Below are 16555 nucleotides of genomic sequence, written 5' to 3' on the forward strand. Positions count from 1 at the left end.
CACCGGGCGGGTGGGGGAAGTCCTTTTGTAGTCAGTCGAGCGGGACAGCCACAAGTTGCGCTTGTGGTTCCCTGCGCTTCGCTCCGGCTGCCCCTCACTTCCACGTTGGGCCTTATGAAAACCGCGCTCGCAACTCTGCTTTGTCTGTTCGTTTCAATTGCTCACGGACAGCAATCTCCCGCCATGTTTCCTACCGCTGCAAGTGCGTTCCTCGCACAAGAGTTGCCGAAAATGGAGGTTGCGGTTGCAGAAAAGGATCGCAGCTACTTTTTGGCGGCGAATCAACGCATGGAGGGCTTCCTTAATCAATGGGGGCTACAGTCACCCAGACCAGTTGCCCTTGAACAATTTCCTGCCTGCACTGACGCTGTGACTGATTTTCTTATTGCGGGCCTTTGCCGTATCTCGCCGCCCGGCTCTCTCTGTGAGCCCAGCACTTTTCTCCCACGAGTTGAAGCCAATATTGCCAAGTGCAACGAACTGGCAAGGCCCAACCCATCCATCAACCCGGACGCTGCACGATGAAGCCGCGCAGCGCCGGTTATGTCAAACGTTGGGCGTCGCTATAGCCATGAGTTGTGCATGCTCCAGTCTTCCTGATCTGTTCAAACTTGAGGCTTGCCCCGGCTTCGAGGAAACCACTGTCCGGCTCGCTACGGGGAACTGGGTTTGCCTCCATAAGTGCTCAACATGTGAGCAGCTTTGGCGCATTGACGAATGGGACAAGTACCAAGTCCAGTTTGTGGTTCGCATTCCGGCAGGTGCGGACTGGGAGCAGTTCGATGTTTCGGCCCTGCAAAAGAACTTCCTAGTTCAATCGCGGGGTGGGCTTACTGAAGAGCAGTGTATTTGGCATGGGTGCCAAGGAAAACGCGTCAAGGGTGTCGTGTATTGCATCGAGCATATCTATCAAACCGGGGCGAGAGAATGATGCCACGTCGCCCAACCCATCATTCCACCGGACCTGCGCGAAAAGCCGCGCAGGCCTGTGAATTCAAACGTGTGCGCCGGGCATGGCGCGTTACTTCGTCGGTGTAAGTCCGATGGCCAGGTTTTCGCAGAGCCGAAGGCAAGGAGAAGGGCAAGGGCGTCGTCGCGAGGCGGGGTCTGAAGGAAGCTCAATCCGAAACTGTGGGGCGATGAACAAAAACCGGATATGAGGCGTGATGTACCTGGGGCGAGCGGGCACGTGACCGCGAAGCCCTCCATCTGCGGTTGGGGTACATTTTGTAAATCCGGCGTCTATGCAGTGAAGGTAACGTGTCTTACCCCGGGAGACCTCCCCGGTGCTTCAGAAGATCGAAGCTGGGCGGCTGGTAACGGCCGCTGAATACCGTGGAGGAGTCAGCAGAGGGCATAGTAGGCGGGCTGCCCCTGCCGAAGGCCCGAACGATGAGAGAGAAAGGACCACGGTGAAGAGTGACGGGATTGCATCTGACCACCTGCCTCGGCAGGCTGCGGCGCTGCCGCAGGATGAACTCGTCGCTGGATTACCGGGACGCCCGGACTCGATTCCATCCCAAGCGTTGCTGGCCCAAGTGTTGGAGCGGGCCAACCTGCAACGCGCTTTGAAGCAAGTGCGCCAGAATAAGGGCGCGCCGGGCATCGACGGCATGACTGTTGATGAACTGCCGGAGTACCTGAAACAGCACTGGCTGGAAACTCGAGTGCAACTGGAGGCGGGGCAGTATCGACCGCAACCGGTCAAGCGCGTGGAAATCCCCAAGCCGGACGGGAAGATGCGCAAACTGGGCATCCCTACCGTGCTGGACCGTTTCATACAGCAAGCCATTGCCCAAGTGATCTCGGCGCAATGGGAACCGCACTTCCACCCCAACAGCTACGGCTTCCGACCGGGGCGCTCAGCCCATGAGGCAGTACGTCATGTGCAGGCGTGCATCCGGGCGGGCTATGGCTGGGTGGTGGATATGGACCTGGAAGCCTTCTTTGACCGGGTCAATCAGGATCGGCTCATGGTGCGGCTGAAAAGCCGTTGCCCGGACGCCGATCTGCTACGCCTGATCAACCGCTTCCTCAAGGCCGGCGTGAGTGTGGAGGGCAAACTCGAACCCACTCATACGGGCGTGCCGCAAGGCGGTCCTCTGTCGCCGGTCTTGGCCAACGTGGTGCTGGATGAACTGGATTGGGAGCTGGACCGACGCGGCCACTGGTTTGCCCGATATGCTGACGATGCCAATATTCTGGTGAAGAGTCAGCGGTCGGGAGAGCGGGTGATGGCGAGCGTGGCACGCTATGTCAGTGACTCACTGCGGCTCACAGTGAATCCGCTGAAAAGCGCGGTGGATCGGCCCATAAACCGCAAGTTTTTGGGCTTCACGGTCAGCCGCAACGGTGCCAAGCTGAAGGTGGCGGACAAGCCGCTAGAGAAGCTCAAGGACCGGGTGCGGGAACTGACCCGCCGTACAAGAGGCACCAGTTTGAAAGTGATCGTGGCAGAGCTGAGAGAAACCCTGCTTGGCTGGAAAGCATACTTCGGCATCGCCGAGGTGTTGAGCCCTCTACGCGACGTGGACAAATGGGTACGGCGCAAGTTGCGCTGCTACATCTGGAAGCAATGGGGATCGGCCGGCTACCGGGAACTACGCAAGCGCGGGGTCTCCGTGCGCGAAGCGTGGAACACCAGCAAGTCGGCCCATGGCCCGTGGCGGTTATCGAAGACACCGGCATTGACCGTTGCACTGCCACTGCGCTTCTTCGAATCACTGGGACTACCGAGCCTTGCGCCCCGGTAGGAATTCAACTCATCGAACCGCCGGATACGTGATCCGTACGTCCGGTGGTGTGGGAGGGAGGAGCCGCGAGGCTTCTTCCTATCCCGATTAGACCTCTCATCCGCAGACCATCGATGTTCGCCAAATCTCTTTACGTCCAGATCCGAGAAGATCACATCCAAGTGCGGAATATCGATGACCCGCGCTCCCTTCAAAAGAATGCGAGTTCTGCTTTCTCGCATCCACGAATGCTTGTCGGTAACTTCACTGCCGCACAGGAGTGTTTGAAGAAAGCGGTTTCAGAGGCACGCGGCTCTGGGTTTGCTTTAACGACTGCAGTCGTAATTCATCCTCTCGAAAGAATCGATGGCGGGCTAACCCAGATTGAAGAGCGCGTGTTTCACGAGCTGGCCATCGGTGCCGGTGCATCAAAGGTTGTCGTGTGGGTCGGTGCTCCGCTAAGTGACGCGGAAGTCGCTTCTAAACTCCGGGGCAAATAAAATGCTGGCATCTTTCTGTCCGAGGTCTAACCCTGCGGTCAAGCAGACCTGCCGAACACCCGCCTTGGCTCTTCCTCGGGCGCCCGTCGCGGCAGTCCGCTTACCTCCACGTTAGCCATGAGCAATCGCCGCCTTCACAACTTGCCGCCAAGGCGACAAATCGAACTATCGCGCCAATTTTCATGGCTTAGGGCAGTGCATGAAGACATACGTAGACCGGATGTGAAAGTCCTATCAATCACAGTATTCGACCATTGGCTTTCCCGCGAAGATGCCTGCAGGCTTCTGGAGAATGTTCCTCCACCTGAGCAGGCACGTCGCGAGGCACTGCATGCCAAGTTCTGCGAGCTTCTTGTAACGGGTACCTCTGTACTCTCGTTTGCTTTTCGTGGACGAGCGAGAGATCGTCTGGTGTTTCGTGAGTTCACCTCTCAAGCAGCTCTATCCAAATACTGCACGCCAAATGGTGGACGGACATTCGGGCATCGACACTTTCATGTTGCGCTACCCGATTTGAATTGCGTTTTCTACGAGGGATGGGACGACACACATCACTTCTTCTTTACTGATCCAACCGCTATGAGTCCTCTTCACAGGTGGGCGGAAGACAGTGAGCTGTACCTCCTTCCACATGCCTAACATCGCGGTCAACCTCGCTCCCTTCGGTCGCTGGACGCTGCGCGATAAATCCGCGCAGCGCCGGTCACCTCTACGTTAGCCCTCTACACCCCATGGCCTCTGCTATGAGATATTTTCTTACCCTGTTGATCGCAATCATTCCCCATGCCTACGCTTCAGATTGCCCGCAATCTGATTCCAGATGCAAGAAGGCTTCGCAACTTGTAGCGATTCTTGGCTACGAGGAAGCCATTAAAGCGTTCCGAGACTCTTGCCTCGACCAATCAAAGGCGCTCAGCCCGGATGTCATATCCAAGAGTGACAAGACTCTCTTCTATGGCGTCACCCCGGAATCTCCGAAATGGTCAAAGGTTCTGAGATCCTACGAAAATTACAGGGCTGAGTATTGTGGAGATGCAATCCGCCCTCTACTGCTGGATGCCTATCGTGATGCCTGGGCCACAAATCTCAACGACCAAGAGCTTTCTTCCGCCATCACCTACATGCGCTCGCCCGAGGGCCGTAGCTTTGCACGAGCCTTGCCGAACATATACAAATCTGTCACTCACCAAGCCTTACCGACCTTCAATGAAATGGGGCGGCAAGCCTACTTGCGCTATGCAAAACGTTTGCGTGCAATTGCCGATGAGTAGAGGGCTACCCCATCCTTCCACCGGACCTGCACAGAAAGCCGCGCAGGCCTGTGAATTCAGACGTTATACATAGTTCGCCATGCAGAACCGCCCATATATCCGACCCACCAAGTATTCCGTGTATTTCGCGCTCATCGCGTCCGTGCTCTGCTTCATCGCGGACTGCAAAATTGGGGGGGCCGAGCTAAATTTATTTTCAAGATCTGGGGCGCTAATCGCATTGGCCGGCGCCGTTCTTGAGTATCAGGTTGGTATCGGTTCGTATCTGAGAAACGTGTATGTACCTGGCAGCCAGATTTCAATGGGGCAGCTGGCGGAAGCATTCAACCTCTCTGACATAGAGAGAAATACACGTGCTTTCGCTCACGCGGTAGTTGCGGTGGGCACACTGATTTGGGGCTTTGGAGATTTGGCTTTCAAAGTGGTTTGCGTATGCCATGTATAACTATTCACTCCACCGGACCTGCGCGAAAAGCCGCGCAGTCCGGTGAATTCAAACGTTAGCCAGCACGAGGAGCATCAGCGGTGGCCGAATTTTCATTCAGAGGCGGGTCAAGAATCGGGTGGGTCAATGCCTCCTGGCCTTTGGCGAAGCTTTCTCTATCTCCTAACTGTCTTACCATTTCGGGTCTGGGGAACGTTGAGTTTGCACCGTCGCAGGTTGTTTCCTTCGAGCGCTATGGCTCCATTCCCTTGCTGGCCAGTGGCATCCGCATAAAACACAACCGTGCGGATTGTCCAGAAACAATAGTCTTCTGGTGCATGGGGAACCGAGAGAGGGTGTTTTCGGCAATCACGCAGAGTGGTTTTCATCCCACGGGAGAGGCAAGACCTCGCGTAGAGGGTTTTCCAATCCGCTGGAGTGTTGTCATCGCGTTCGTTGCCCTCTGGAACGTACTGTTCTTAGTTGATCAACCATTCGGGGCAAATCAACCTCACGCGCCTGGCCCGTATTCTCTAGTTGCATTGCTGTTGGTATTTGGGTTTGTCACCGCGCTACAGAAGTCAGTTCGCCTCCAGCAGGTCGTAATGCGAAGCGGCCACCAAGTTGGTGAAATCAAGTCGTTCTTGTTGCTTCTTCAGGTGGTCAGCGGTTTCCTGTCCTTGGGTTTCGGGGGCAGCTTGCTGCTACACGGCTATGCTGGCTAACCCATCATTCCACCGGACCTGTCGCGGCAAGCCGCGCCAAGCCGGTGAATTCAGACGTTAGACATATGCCCACCTACCGCTGGTCATGTCCCGCTTGTGGCACTTCGAACAATCCCGAAAACTCTCAGTGCTCGGCTTGTCAGTGTCCGACGCCATTCTCCGCAACAGATGTTGTTGAGCATCGCCGCAAGTTTATGGCTGGAGGATGCTCAATTGGCCCCGCTGCCGCAACAACCCTAGATGAAAAAGACGTCGCGGTGCTTAAGGCTTTGCTTTCTGTTCCATTGTTGCTGTTAGGTTGGTGGCCGTTTGGCCGTCAAAAAACGAGGGGGCGCCAATCAAATGAAAATGTCTAACCTTTCGGCCAAGAGGGACTGCCTTCCGGTAGGCTGCGCCTGCCTCCAGCCAGCCCCTTACCTAATGAAATGGACTCCCCCACCCCGTAGCGTGACACTGAGGCCCAAGTAGCCATGGGGCTGAGATCACCAGGAGGAAGTGCCATGAAACAGATTGTCCGCATCGGTCTCGACATTGCCAAATCCGTCTTCCAGCTCCACGGTGTAGATAGCCACGGCAAACCGGTCTGCAAAAAGACCTTATCCCGCGGCGAAGTCCTGACCTTCTTCATCAGCCTGCCGTCGTGTCTGATCGGAATCGAAGCTTGCGCCGGATCCCGCTACTGGGCTCGGGAACTGATCAAACTGGGGCACGATGCGCGGCTCATGGCGGCGCAATTCGTCAGCCCCTACCGCAAGAGCGGCAAGAACGACGCCAACGATGCCGAAGCGATCTGCAAAGCCGTGGGCCGGCCCAACATGCAGAACGGGCGGCAGTTTGCCGCCTGGTTGGGGCTCACGCCCCGGCAAAGCTCCAGCGGCGGCAAGACCCGGCTTGGCGCCATCAGCAAGCGAGGGGATGTGGTGCTGCGGACCTTGCTGGTTCACGGCACGAGATCGACCTTGCGCCTGACGGCCGGCAAGGAGGACAGGAAAAGCCGCTGGGCCGAGGTCCTGAAATCGAGAGCATGCAACAATGTGGCTGCTGTTGCCTTGGCGGCCAGGAATGCCCGGATCATCTGGGCGATGCTGGCTCGGGGAACCGAGTACCGAGTGGCCGCCTGAACCATACAGGCTGTCGATCTTCAACCGCAGTAGCAGTAATTTCCCACCGTAGGTTTGCGAGCGAAAGTGTTGATGGGATGACGGATCAAACCGACACGGAGAGAGCCTGATAACGTTGTTGGCCGCGCCAGGCCGTTTAATTAATGAGGCTTCCGTGGTGCGTATGTCATCAGGGCCGGCGCCGACGGGTGCCATAGTAGGCCGAATGGATTCCTGCAGGCTTGTCCATCAAACCAACAGCACATTCATCTTGCAAAATCGGGGGAGTCCATAGATCAAACGTTAGGCTTCACGAGACGCCATGACCTTTCATGAAACAATATTGGCGAGCGCCTTCGACAAGGGGTTTCTTGCACTGATCATCCTGATCACCGGATTCTTCCTAAATCGGATGCTCGAGTCTCACAAGATCAAGTTGGCTCGAGAATCCGAGTTCGTCAAGCTTCGTGTTCAGGCGATGAATGAATCATGGGCAGCAATCTATAGTTGGATGAACACCTGCGACGCGCGCGTCCAAGCCTTGCCTCCGATTGTGAACGACAGTGATGTATCGAGTCTTCGCACCGCGGCTATCGCTGAGACTGAGTTGCTTGTCTCAAAACTCACGTCCACGCGATTTCTTTGTGGTGAGCAGTTCACCCAGCACGCCATGGCGTTTTGCAACGCCCGTCTCCACTGGTACGTTCACTTCGACCCCAGACTTGCGAACGGCTCGACTCCACCGATACCTCCTTGGGAAGATATCAACCTGGTGCAGAAGAAGTACTTCGAAAGGCGGTCCGGGGGTGAAGCCTGACCCTTTCTAAGGACTTCCCCGTCAAGCACCATCCAATGACCGGCCGCCAGGCCGGTTTTCCTTTCCTGCCGACCTGCTTTTGTTCCCTGACGCCTGCACACACGACAGACCGCTTGTCATGAAACAAGACATGGCGTTTAATGCGCAGCGCATACATCGACACCATTTCCCCACACCATCCGATCGAGCAGGACATTCACACGGGCTTCATCGCAGCCCCATCCGCAGCGCCCTTCCGATCCCACCAATCCGAGAGGAAAGGCATGCCGTTCATTGGACTCGGGCTTCACATCCTCGCCCCCTTGTTCTTCAACGTTTCCGTCCTGCTCGCGCTGCTCGGGTCCGCCTACGCCCTGTCGCGTCTGCTGTGATTGCCCCCCCAAAACCCATCCTCCGTACCGACCTGCATGCCAACCATCATTTCCCATGCCGCCGTTCCGCTTGCCATCGGCTTCGGGCTCGGTCGGCACAGGATTCCGCCTCGCCTCCTTCTCGCCGGCGTACTGGCCGCGATCGCCCCGGATCTGGACGTCGTCGCCTTCAGGCTCGGCATTGCCTATGCCGATGCATTCGGGCATCGCGGAGCAAGCCACTCCTTGATGTTCGCGCTCCTGCTGGCCGCAGGCGCCTCCACTGCTGCGCCGCTACTGCGCACATCGAAACTCACGTCCTTTCTTTTCATCCTGACCGCCGCCGCATCGCATCCGCTCCTGGACATGCTCACCAACGGCGGCCTCGGCGTGGCGCTGTTCTGGCCCGTGTCGGATCATCGCTACTTCGCACCGTGGCAGGTCATCGAGGTCTCGCCCCTTTCCTTACGGCGCGTGTTCAGCACACAAGGGCTGGCGGTCATGCGCTCGGAGCTTGCCTGGGTATGGGTGCCCTGTGCGGTAGCGGCGGCGATCGGAATGCAGATCCGTCGTGGCGATCCGCCTGCCGCTCCGGGGGAGTCTTCCCTGAACGATAGGCGGCGGCGCTGAGGCCATTCAACATCGTGGGCATTCGAAACGGAGAGCTGGGAAACCTGTGGCCGCTCGCAATGCCGGCGTTTGCTGCGATGGCCTTGCCTGCCGTACTCGCAGCATGGCTTGCATCGCGCCGGAGCACTCTGTAAGGGAATTCCCCGCAAACCCTGCCGATTCGCCATTGGCATGCTCATTGCACTGGCTTCGAGCATCTGAAACCGGAGGCGCATCATGATCGTCCAATCCACCTCACGCCTTGGCTATGCGGCAGAAATGCTCCGGACGGCGTCGATCCGGCAGCCCCCGGTCGCCGCTTCGGCAAATCCTGCCGATACCGTCCGCATTTCCCAGGCGGCGCGGGATGCGCTTGCCGCCTCGGCTTCTTCTACCGCCAGCCATGACGATGAGGGCGTCGCAGCCCGGCTGGCGGAGATCAGGGCCCGGGGCCCGATCAACCGATCGCAGGAAGATCAGGAATACCTGTTCACCAACGACAAGCGGCTTGCCGCCATCGCCGCCCAGGGCAAATCGCCCGACGAGCTGTCCGCCGACGACCTCGATTACATGCAAAAAGCCACCGGGCTCGTCAATACGATGGCGAATCTCAGTCCGGCGGAAAAGGCGCTGTACGACAAGGCCGTTGCCAGCGGCAACAAGGCAGCCGCTGCAGGCATCGGCCAGATCGCCTTGACCCGGATGATGGGGCACACGGCGGGCGGCACCAGCGGCACGACCTACGATCCGCTCGACACGGCCATCACGGCGGCCAACATCGAGAAGTACTTCAGCCACAGCATCGTCGATCCAAGCGGCAAGGCCGCCTCGAATTTCCAGGCCTTGATCCAGTTCCTGCAGGTCAGTCCATCGGCATGACGCAAGAGCGTTGCGACGGCGATGCCCAGCCCATCGCCGAGCCGCTCCGCACACGCCATCCGCCCCTCCAGATCCCCCCGGAAGCCGATCCGACCCCCTCCGAACCCGTCCCGACCCTCCAAAAGCGCCTCGCGAGGAGCCCGGCGAGTGTGCTGCCCTATCCGCGAGTCCCTCGCGAGTACCTCCGGGACAGACCGCCCCTATCCCGCCGATACTCCCACCCTGTCCGAAAGCGCCTCGCGAGGAGCTCAAAGCTGCTCGCGAGGCCCGGCGGGATAGGGACCGACTGTCCGGGCGCTCCTCGCGAGGAGCCCGGAGACAGACCCACCCTATCCCTCGCACCCAATCGAGGGCTTCCGATACAGGACGGACCACCTCGGCGGGGGTCGCGAGTCCCTCCGGGATAGTCGCGAGTACCCCCGGGAGGGTCGCGAGTACCTCGGCGGGGGTCGCGAGCCCGTGCGACGGGGAGGCGATCAGCTCAAGGGCTCTGACTGGCGCCAGCTCCGGCATCGTCAGCAGCGACCAAGGAAACGCATCCGCATACCTAAAAAACGCCAACATCATGCTTGCCACATTGTGTGGCGCGCAGTAGATTCGGACGAGATCCGGCACTGAGCATCACGCCGACAATGACCAGCCTTCTGCTGCCACACGCTCAGTGAAACCTCAATCACATTGGGAAACTCTGATGTCGATCCTCAACATGTTGGGAATCAGGCCCTATTCAAAGTCAAACAACAAACAGGCTGAACTTTTCTCGATTAATTTCCGCAAGAAACTGGATAGAGGCGACTACTTTGAGGCTGAAATGATGCTCATGAAGGCATCTGATCAGAATCGGGAACGCATGATCTATGGCTTTGCCGCGTCGGAGAGTTCAGTGCAAATCTCCGCAGCATGGGCCACGAAACATCCCAACTCAGCATTTGCAAATATCGTGGTCGGCGCGAGCCTCATTGTGAGTGGATGGAAAATCAGGGGGGACAACTACGCCGAAGACGTGGACGATAATGCATGGGCCCCTTTCCTGAAAAAGCTGAGCAGCGCCGAAGAGCCTTTGCTGCGGGCGGCAAGACTTGACGCAAGCATTGCTGAACCCTACGCCTGGCTGATCCACTTCGGTCTTGGACAAGGCGCATCCAAGGAGGACCAATACCGGCTTTTCGTCGAAGCCACGTCCAGAGTGCCATTGCACTGGCCGGCGCATTATAAGTATTTCAATGTGGTCACCGAAAAATGGGGCGGGAGCCATGACGAAATGTTTGATTTCGTGCGCAGCAGCACAAGAAAAGCCCCTCGGGGAAATATGCTGCATTGCCTGATTCCCTCAGCCTACAACGATTTCGCCCTTTCCATCGTCTCGGAGCGTGGCGTCGACACGGCCCATCAGACATTACGGAAACCGCAATTCGCGGAAGAGGTGGCTGCAGCGCTTTATGCATGGCTGGATGCAACACCCGAAAACCTGCCGAGCAAACTCGAGAACGCCAGTGGCGGCTTTTCGAGCTATGGTTTGAATCAATTCGGCGTTGCGTTATATGTTTGTGGCGCCAGGAGAGAAGCGAAAACCGTCCTCGACGCCTTGCATGGCGAAATCGAATCCGTGCCATGGGCATGGATTGCAGACGGGGTGAAGGAGCGCCTCAATCCCGCCTTTGTCTATGATCGTGCAAGCAGGGAACTTGGAGCTGATCCCAGCCGATGAATACCAGCATGAACGGGGGCATATTCCCGGATCCGCACCTGACTAACCGGCGACCATGACGACACTCCTCCGGTTGCTGGTTGTCCTCACCTGCTACGCATGGTCCGGCTTCGGGATCTTCGGCGTGCTGTTTCTCATCAGGTCCAACGCGCCGTCGGCATTACTGCTTGTCTACGCCTGGGTAGCACATCTCGCGCTGTGTGGCCTCTGGGTGTTCCAGAAGCCGATCAATTGGCCGTTAGCCATCACAGGTACGCTGGCTGGCTGTGCCTGCTGCAGGCATAGCCCCTGCCGGCCTTCTCTTCGTATTTCCCTGCGTGCTGCTCGCCGCATACATCATGCTCTTCCATAAGATGCAGAGCACACCGCGGCAGGGCTGACCCGTGCAAAGACGGAAGCCGCTCCCCGAAGCCATCAGCCTGCCCGACCGTCTGCTCGCGGCGCTCCTCGCGCCCCTGTTCTTTAATGTTTCCGTCCTGGTCGTCATGCTCGTCGTCTTCCGGCTCAGCCACAGACTGCCCAAGCTCCTTCTCGCCGGAGCAGACATTCCGCGAGCCTCCTGATCATGATTCCGGCGCCAGCGCTGGCGGGCTTTCTGACGGGAACGGACAAGATGGTCAAGCTGCTGGGCCACTGCTTCTACACGCACCTCGAGAACGAACGGAACATCGTCGCCACCCTCTTCATCTGGCTGGTGCTGTTCGGGTCGGCCTACACCCTGTCGCGTCTGTTCTGATTGCCCAAGCCACCCGCATCCCCTCTCCCGACCTTCATGCCGACCATCATTTCTCACGCCGCCGTTCCGCTCGCCATCCGTATCGGGCTCGGTCGGCACAGGATTCCGCCCCGGCTCCTTCTCGCCGGCATAGTGGCCGCAATCGCCCCGGATCTGGACGTCGTCGCCTTCAGGCTCGGCATTGCCTATGCCGATGCGTTCGGGCATCGCGGTGCAAGCCATTCGTTGATGTTCGCGCTCCTTCTGGCGGCAGGTGCCTCAGTTGCTGCGCCGCTACTGCGCACATCGAGACTCATGTCCTTTCTTTTCGTCCTGGCCGCTGGCGCATCCCATCCACTTCTGGACATGCTCACCAACGGCGGCCTCGGCGTGGCGCTTTTCTGGCCGGTTTCGGATCTTCGGTACTTCGCACCATGGCAGGTCATCGAGGTTTCGCCCCTTTCCCTGCGACGCGTGTTCAGCGAACGCGGGCTGGCGCTCATGCACTCGGAACTCACCTGGGTGTGGCTGCCGTGTGCCGTGGCGGCAGTTGTCGGGATGCGGATCCGTCGTAGCGGTCCTTGAGATATGCGAAGGACTCGTGCCCACTCTAGTTGCTGTAGCCGCCTCGCACCAATGTGATGGGGGCTGCTTCCTCTGGTGCACTTTTTCGGTGATCGCGGCAGCAGGTCTCAATCGTCCGTCTGCAGGGCGGGAAGTCGTGCCTCCCGCCCCAAGCGAATGAAAACGGAAGCCTATGGCTTCGAGCCATCCTCTTCTGGCGACTTCATTCCATGTCGTCTTGCCTGGATCAGTTCCGTCAGTTCCCGCGCTTCATCCGCAATCATCCCGCAAGCCCACAGGTAGTGCTCCTGGTATTCCGCATTCATGCGCCGGAACGTTTCGCCGGCATTGCCGCGCGTCATGGCGAGCAAGGCCTGCAGTTATGCCAGCCGTGCGCTCTGTTGGTCGATGAGGGCCAGCGTGTCCGCGCTGCTCGCGATGACGTAGAGACTGCCTGCGGGGGCAGGGAAATTCATCGGTGTGCTCATGCCGTGGCCCTCCTGGCGAAGGTCAGGCAGAAAACCAACGCGGCCCCGGTCAAAAGACACAGGGCGGGATGCCGGTTTAGGGTATGGGTACGTGATGCCGGCGCGTGCAGACGTCTGCACGCCAAAGCGGGGGTTGCCATGGTGCGATGCTCCTTAGTTGCGGTTGTGCATCCGCTCCCAGCCGCCAAGCTGGGGGCGGAACCGTGCAGGTTGGCGGACCGGTACTAAGGAACCGGCAGGGTTTCCCCTCCCGCACGGCCCGCCCATAAGGGCGCAACCATGCTGCGGACAAAAAAACCGCTCAGGGCGGTTGTCCGCCTTAGTAATCCAGGCCGCCAAGCCTGTGTCACCACTGTTTAGGTGACGGCGCCGAGTATTGACCCGGCATCGTGGATGCGTCAAGCCTCTTGATCGGCAGAGAGAGGGCACTGTTCTGGCGCCAGCCCGCAGGCTCCCGGCCGGTGCGGACAGGATGGCCATGCGACTTGGGGAATGCCTCTACACGCCCCACACAGCACTTCCCATGTTGACCAACGCCGACCGCCTCTCTCCTTCGGTATAGTCCGATGTCGTGGGCAGCACCGCACCGGATACGTCGCCCCCAACGGATCGGCAGGGCGCGCCATCGATGCAGGTCGGCGCATGGCCTGCAACACCCGCCGATGAAAGGCCACGTCCTTGCGCGACGCGCGCCCCCGGACACCCGTCGTCAACATTGCCCGCATCGCCAGCAGAACGGACATGAGCCCCGAACAGACCGCCGCCGTCTTCGACCGCATCGCCCAGCACTGGGATTGCCCCGAGTTCAACCGCCGTAACGGCATCCGGCAACACGAGCGGGCGCTGCAGTTCGCGGCCCCCGGGGCTGCGGCCCTCGACATCGGTTGCGGCAGCAGCGGGCGCATCGTCGAACTGCTGCTTGCCCGTGGCCTAGCGGTCGAGGGCCTGGATTATTCGCAGGAGATGCTGCGGCGCGCACGGCTGCACCATCCCCGGGTGGTGTTCCACCACGCGGACATCTGCGAATGGGCGTTTCCGCGGCGCTACGACTTCATCTCGGCGTGGGACAGCATCTGGCACGTCCCACTGTCCCGGCAGCTCGACCTGCTGCGCAAGATCTGCCGCGGCCTGGCGCCGGGCGGCGTGCTGATCTTCACGACGGGCGGCATCGAGGAGGCGGGCGAAGTCACCAACCCGTGCTTCGGCCAGCCGCTCTACCACGCGGCGCCGGGAATCCCGGCGGTGCTGCGCACCCTGATGGAAGAGAACTGCAGGTGCCGGCATCTGGAATACGACGGCTACCCCGAGAATCACGTCTATCTCATCGCCCAGCGGGGCTGACGGAAAAAGAAAAACGGCACGGAGCCCCCAAGCACCCGTGCCGTTTTTCCATCCGTGGTGCCGCTTGCGCAGCGCCTCGGACTTCAACAATTACTTGTTGTTGTGCAGCTTGAAGACCCACACGGAACCGCCCTGTTCGAGGAAGTTCACGCGGCGGGCCACGTCGCCGCCCCACAGGGGAACCGCACCGCCCCAGCCGGAGACGACGGCCACGTACTGCTCGCCGCCTTCTTCCCAGGTGATCGGGGGGGCCACCACGCCGGAGCCGGTCTGGAAGGACCAGACTTCCTTACCGGTCTTGGCATCCAGCGCCTTCAGGTAGCCTTCCGGCGTACCGTAGAAGCTCAGGTTGCCGGCGGTGGTCAGCACGCCGCCCCACAGGGGAGCGAAGTTCTTGTTCTCCCAAACGATCTTGCCGGCGACCGGATCGACAGCGCGCAGCGCGCCGATGTAGTCGTCATGCAGGGCCTTGATGGTGAAGCCGGCGCCCAGGTAGGCCGCGCCACGCTTGTAGGAGACGGGCTCGTTCCAGATGTCCATGCCCCACTCGTTGGCCGGCACGTAGAACAGACCGGTCTTCGGGTTGTAGGCCATCTGCATCTGGTTCTTGCCGCCCAGGAAGGACGGGGCCGCGAACACGGTCTTGCCCTTCTTGCCGTCTTCGCTGGCGGCCGGGTTGCCCGGACGGTTGTCGTCGTTGTAGATCGGACGGCCGGTGGCCAGGTCGATGCCCTTGGCCCAGGTGATGTCATGCACGAACGGGAAGGCGTTGATCAGCTTGCCGTTGGTACGGTCGATGACGAAGAAGAAGCCGTTACGGTCGGCCTTGCCGCCGGCCTTGATGATCTTGCCGGTCTTCGGATCCTTGTAGTCGAAGGACACGAATTCGTTCACGCCGTCAAAGTCCCAGCCGTCATGCGGGGTGGTCTGGTAGTGCCAGACGATCTTGCCGGTATCCGGGTTGATGGCCACGGTGGCGGACGAGAACAGGTTGTCGCCGGGGCGCAGGTGGCTGTTCCACGGGGACGGGTTGCCGGTGCCCACGAAGATCAGGTTGGTGTCGGGGTCGTAGGTGGCACCGTTCCAGGTGGCGGCGCCGCCGGTCTTCCACAGGTCGCCGGTCCAGGTGGCGTTGAGGGTGCCGGAGATGCCGTTGTCGGTCTTCTCGCCATTCACCCACTTGTAGCCCATGTGGCCTTCGACGGTCGGGCGGGTCCAGATCAGCTTGCCGGTCTTGGCATCGCGAGCTTCCAGACGGCCTTCGACGCCGAATTCGCCACCGGACACGCCGGTCACGACCATGCCCTTGACGATCAGCGGCGCGGCGGAAGCGGAGTAGCCGGCGGCGTAGTCGTCGATCTTCTCCTTCCACACGACCTTGCCGGTGTCCTTGTTCAGGGCCACGAGCTGGGCGTCGAGGGTCGCGAAGATGACCAGGTTGTCGTACAGCGCGGCGCCGCGGTTGATCACGTCACAGCAGGGCATGATGCCTTCGGGCAGGCGGTGCTCGTACTTCCACAGCTTCTTGCCGGTCTTGGCGTCCAGCGCAAAGATACGGCTGTAGGAAGCGGTCACGTACATCTTGCCGTCGAAGACGAGGGGCTGGGATTCCTGGCCGCGCTGCTTCTCACCACCAAAGGAGAAGGACCAAACGGGCACCAGGTTCTTGACGGTCTTGGTGTTGATCTTGTCCAGGGTGCTGTAGCGCTGGCCTTGCTGACCGAGGCCGAAGTGGACGACGTCGCCGGTGGTCTTGGCATCGTTGGAGATGTCAGCATCGGTGACTTCCTTGGCCTGGACGGAACCTGCAACCATCAGTGCTGCCGCGATGAGGGACAGCGCAAACGGTTTTTTCATTGTTTTGCTCCTTTGGATCATTGAGTGTCTCCTTTGAGAAGGTGCTGAAGCACGATCCGGGACGGCCACCTCCCGGCCCAACCGAAACGTGCTGCAGGGCTAAAACCGCAAGACCTGTGCCATCCAGACCCGCCGTGTGCGCCGTTTTTTGCAGCCGGGAAAAATTCCCGATACAAAACGGGTAGTTGGCGCTGGGGAAAACCCACCGTCAAAACGCGACATCTGTCGCGCTGTCTCAGCTCACCGATACATCTGCTTCATTCCACACCAAGTGCTCCAAGTTGGGACAACCCGAAGCAGAACATGCTGCAGCGCATGAAAAGCAGCCCGATTCACGCTGGCGCACACGGAAATCTGTCCAGTCACCCACCGGGGTCATGCAGCTGGCCTGAAATGCAGCAGATCATCCCCACGGAATGAGGATAGGAGGCTGGACGCCCGCGCGAAACCCCGGATTTTGCTGGCACAGCTCTTG

The 16555-nt window shown here is 59.6% G+C and carries 16 protein-coding genes; 13 read left to right on the top strand and 3 right to left on the bottom strand.

The annotated features are described in order from the left end of the window. Positions 1–114: 114 nt before the first annotated feature. From AC1PPK_RS21315 to AC1PPK_RS21360, 10 genes are all read left to right on the top strand, one after another. Positions 115–525, top strand: coding sequence for a hypothetical protein (locus tag AC1PPK_RS21315; protein ID WP_481115000.1), 411 nt, complete (start codon positions 115–117; stop codon positions 523–525). Between the two features lie 761 nt (positions 526–1286). Next, a complete protein-coding gene (ltrA, locus tag AC1PPK_RS21320; protein ID WP_481115001.1) occupies positions 1287–2753 on the top strand; it encodes a group II intron reverse transcriptase/maturase in 1467 nt (488 codons plus the stop codon). Positions 2754–2866: 113 nt separating this feature from the next. After that, positions 2867–3232, top strand: coding sequence for a hypothetical protein (locus tag AC1PPK_RS21325; RefSeq protein ID WP_481115002.1), 366 nt, complete (start codon positions 2867–2869; stop codon positions 3230–3232). 743 nt (positions 3233–3975) lie between these two features. Continuing rightward, complete coding sequence (locus AC1PPK_RS21330) at positions 3976–4503, top strand: DUF2059 domain-containing protein (RefSeq protein WP_481115003.1); 528 nt, start codon at positions 3976–3978, stop codon at positions 4501–4503. 525 nt (positions 4504–5028) lie between these two features. Beyond that, entirely contained in the window at positions 5029–5652 is a 624-nt protein-coding gene (locus AC1PPK_RS21335) for a hypothetical protein (protein ID WP_481115004.1), read from the top strand. A gap of 500 nt (positions 5653–6152) precedes the next feature. Continuing rightward, complete coding sequence (locus AC1PPK_RS21340) at positions 6153–6773, top strand: transposase (protein WP_481115005.1); 621 nt, start codon at positions 6153–6155, stop codon at positions 6771–6773. Positions 6774–7074: 301 nt separating this feature from the next. Continuing rightward, positions 7075–7569, top strand: a complete 495-nt coding sequence (locus AC1PPK_RS21345; RefSeq protein ID WP_481115006.1) for a hypothetical protein — start codon at positions 7075–7077, stop codon at positions 7567–7569. Positions 7570–7976: 407 nt separating this feature from the next. Then, positions 7977–8549 carry a metal-dependent hydrolase gene (locus tag AC1PPK_RS21350; RefSeq protein ID WP_481115007.1) on the top strand — a complete coding sequence of 191 codons (573 nt, stop codon included), beginning with the start codon at positions 7977–7979 and terminating at the stop codon, positions 8547–8549. Between the two features lie 216 nt (positions 8550–8765). Then, the gene (locus tag AC1PPK_RS21355) at positions 8766–9407 is read left to right on the top strand and encodes a hypothetical protein (protein ID WP_481115008.1); all 642 of its coding nucleotides are present in this window, start codon (positions 8766–8768) and stop codon (positions 9405–9407) included. Between the two features lie 691 nt (positions 9408–10098). Then, positions 10099–11115 (top strand): hypothetical protein, encoded by a 1017-nt coding sequence (locus AC1PPK_RS21360; protein WP_481115009.1) that lies wholly within the window; start codon positions 10099–10101, stop codon positions 11113–11115. A gap of 245 nt (positions 11116–11360) precedes the next feature. On the opposite strand, the gene AC1PPK_RS21365 is transcribed toward AC1PPK_RS21360, so the two are convergent. Next, entirely contained in the window at positions 11361–11627 is a 267-nt protein-coding gene (locus AC1PPK_RS21365; RefSeq protein ID WP_481115010.1) for a hypothetical protein, read from the bottom strand. 53 nt (positions 11628–11680) lie between these two features. Between AC1PPK_RS21365 and AC1PPK_RS21370 the strand changes: the two genes are divergently transcribed. After that, positions 11681–11851 (top strand): hypothetical protein, encoded by a 171-nt coding sequence (locus AC1PPK_RS21370; RefSeq protein ID WP_481115011.1) that lies wholly within the window; start codon positions 11681–11683, stop codon positions 11849–11851. Between the two features lie 36 nt (positions 11852–11887). Next, positions 11888–12415, top strand: a complete 528-nt coding sequence (locus AC1PPK_RS21375) for a metal-dependent hydrolase (protein ID WP_481115012.1) — start codon at positions 11888–11890, stop codon at positions 12413–12415. 170 nt (positions 12416–12585) lie between these two features. Here AC1PPK_RS21375 and AC1PPK_RS21380 read toward each other — a convergent pair whose 3' ends face one another. Further along, positions 12586–12756: a hypothetical protein gene (locus AC1PPK_RS21380; RefSeq protein WP_481115013.1), complete on the bottom strand. Its 171-nt coding sequence runs from the start codon at positions 12754–12756 to the stop codon at positions 12586–12588. An 867-nt stretch (positions 12757–13623) separates the two neighbouring features. Here AC1PPK_RS21380 and AC1PPK_RS21385 point away from each other — a divergent pair. Further along, a complete protein-coding gene (locus AC1PPK_RS21385; protein ID WP_481115014.1) occupies positions 13624–14223 on the top strand; it encodes a class I SAM-dependent methyltransferase in 600 nt (199 codons plus the stop codon). 90 nt (positions 14224–14313) lie between these two features. Here the strand turns inward: AC1PPK_RS21385 and AC1PPK_RS21390 are convergent, their stop codons facing one another. After that, positions 14314–16080, bottom strand: a complete 1767-nt coding sequence (locus AC1PPK_RS21390) for a PQQ-dependent methanol/ethanol family dehydrogenase (protein WP_481115015.1) — start codon at positions 16078–16080, stop codon at positions 14314–14316. Positions 16081–16555: the final 475 nt, after the last annotated feature.

This window comes from Zoogloea sp. JDB1 (assembly GCF_056724025.1).

What these genes read in the sequence shown, in the direction of transcription:
- AC1PPK_RS21315 (WP_481115000.1), top strand. Translation starts at nt 115, where the DNA reads ATGAAAACCGCGCTCGCAACTCTGCTTTGTCTGTTCGTTTCAATTGCT.
- AC1PPK_RS21325 (WP_481115002.1), top strand. Translation starts at nt 2,867, where the DNA reads ATGTTCGCCAAATCTCTTTACGTCCAGATCCGAGAAGATCACATCCAA.
- AC1PPK_RS21330 (WP_481115003.1), top strand. Translation starts at nt 3,976, where the DNA reads ATGAGATATTTTCTTACCCTGTTGATCGCAATCATTCCCCATGCCTAC.
- AC1PPK_RS21340 (WP_481115005.1), top strand. Translation starts at nt 6,153, where the DNA reads ATGAAACAGATTGTCCGCATCGGTCTCGACATTGCCAAATCCGTCTTC.
- AC1PPK_RS21345 (WP_481115006.1), top strand. Translation starts at nt 7,075, where the DNA reads ATGACCTTTCATGAAACAATATTGGCGAGCGCCTTCGACAAGGGGTTT.
- AC1PPK_RS21350 (WP_481115007.1), top strand. Translation starts at nt 7,977, where the DNA reads ATGCCAACCATCATTTCCCATGCCGCCGTTCCGCTTGCCATCGGCTTC.
- AC1PPK_RS21355 (WP_481115008.1), top strand. Translation starts at nt 8,766, where the DNA reads ATGATCGTCCAATCCACCTCACGCCTTGGCTATGCGGCAGAAATGCTC.
- AC1PPK_RS21360 (WP_481115009.1), top strand. Translation starts at nt 10,099, where the DNA reads ATGTCGATCCTCAACATGTTGGGAATCAGGCCCTATTCAAAGTCAAAC.
- AC1PPK_RS21370 (WP_481115011.1), top strand. Translation starts at nt 11,681, where the DNA reads ATGATTCCGGCGCCAGCGCTGGCGGGCTTTCTGACGGGAACGGACAAG.
- AC1PPK_RS21375 (WP_481115012.1), top strand. Translation starts at nt 11,888, where the DNA reads ATGCCGACCATCATTTCTCACGCCGCCGTTCCGCTCGCCATCCGTATC.
- AC1PPK_RS21380 (WP_481115013.1), bottom strand. Translation starts at nt 12,756, where the DNA reads ATGACGCGCGGCAATGCCGGCGAAACGTTCCGGCGCATGAATGCGGAA.
- AC1PPK_RS21385 (WP_481115014.1), top strand. Translation starts at nt 13,624, where the DNA reads ATGAGCCCCGAACAGACCGCCGCCGTCTTCGACCGCATCGCCCAGCAC.
- AC1PPK_RS21390 (WP_481115015.1), bottom strand. Translation starts at nt 16,080, where the DNA reads ATGAAAAAACCGTTTGCGCTGTCCCTCATCGCGGCAGCACTGATGGTT.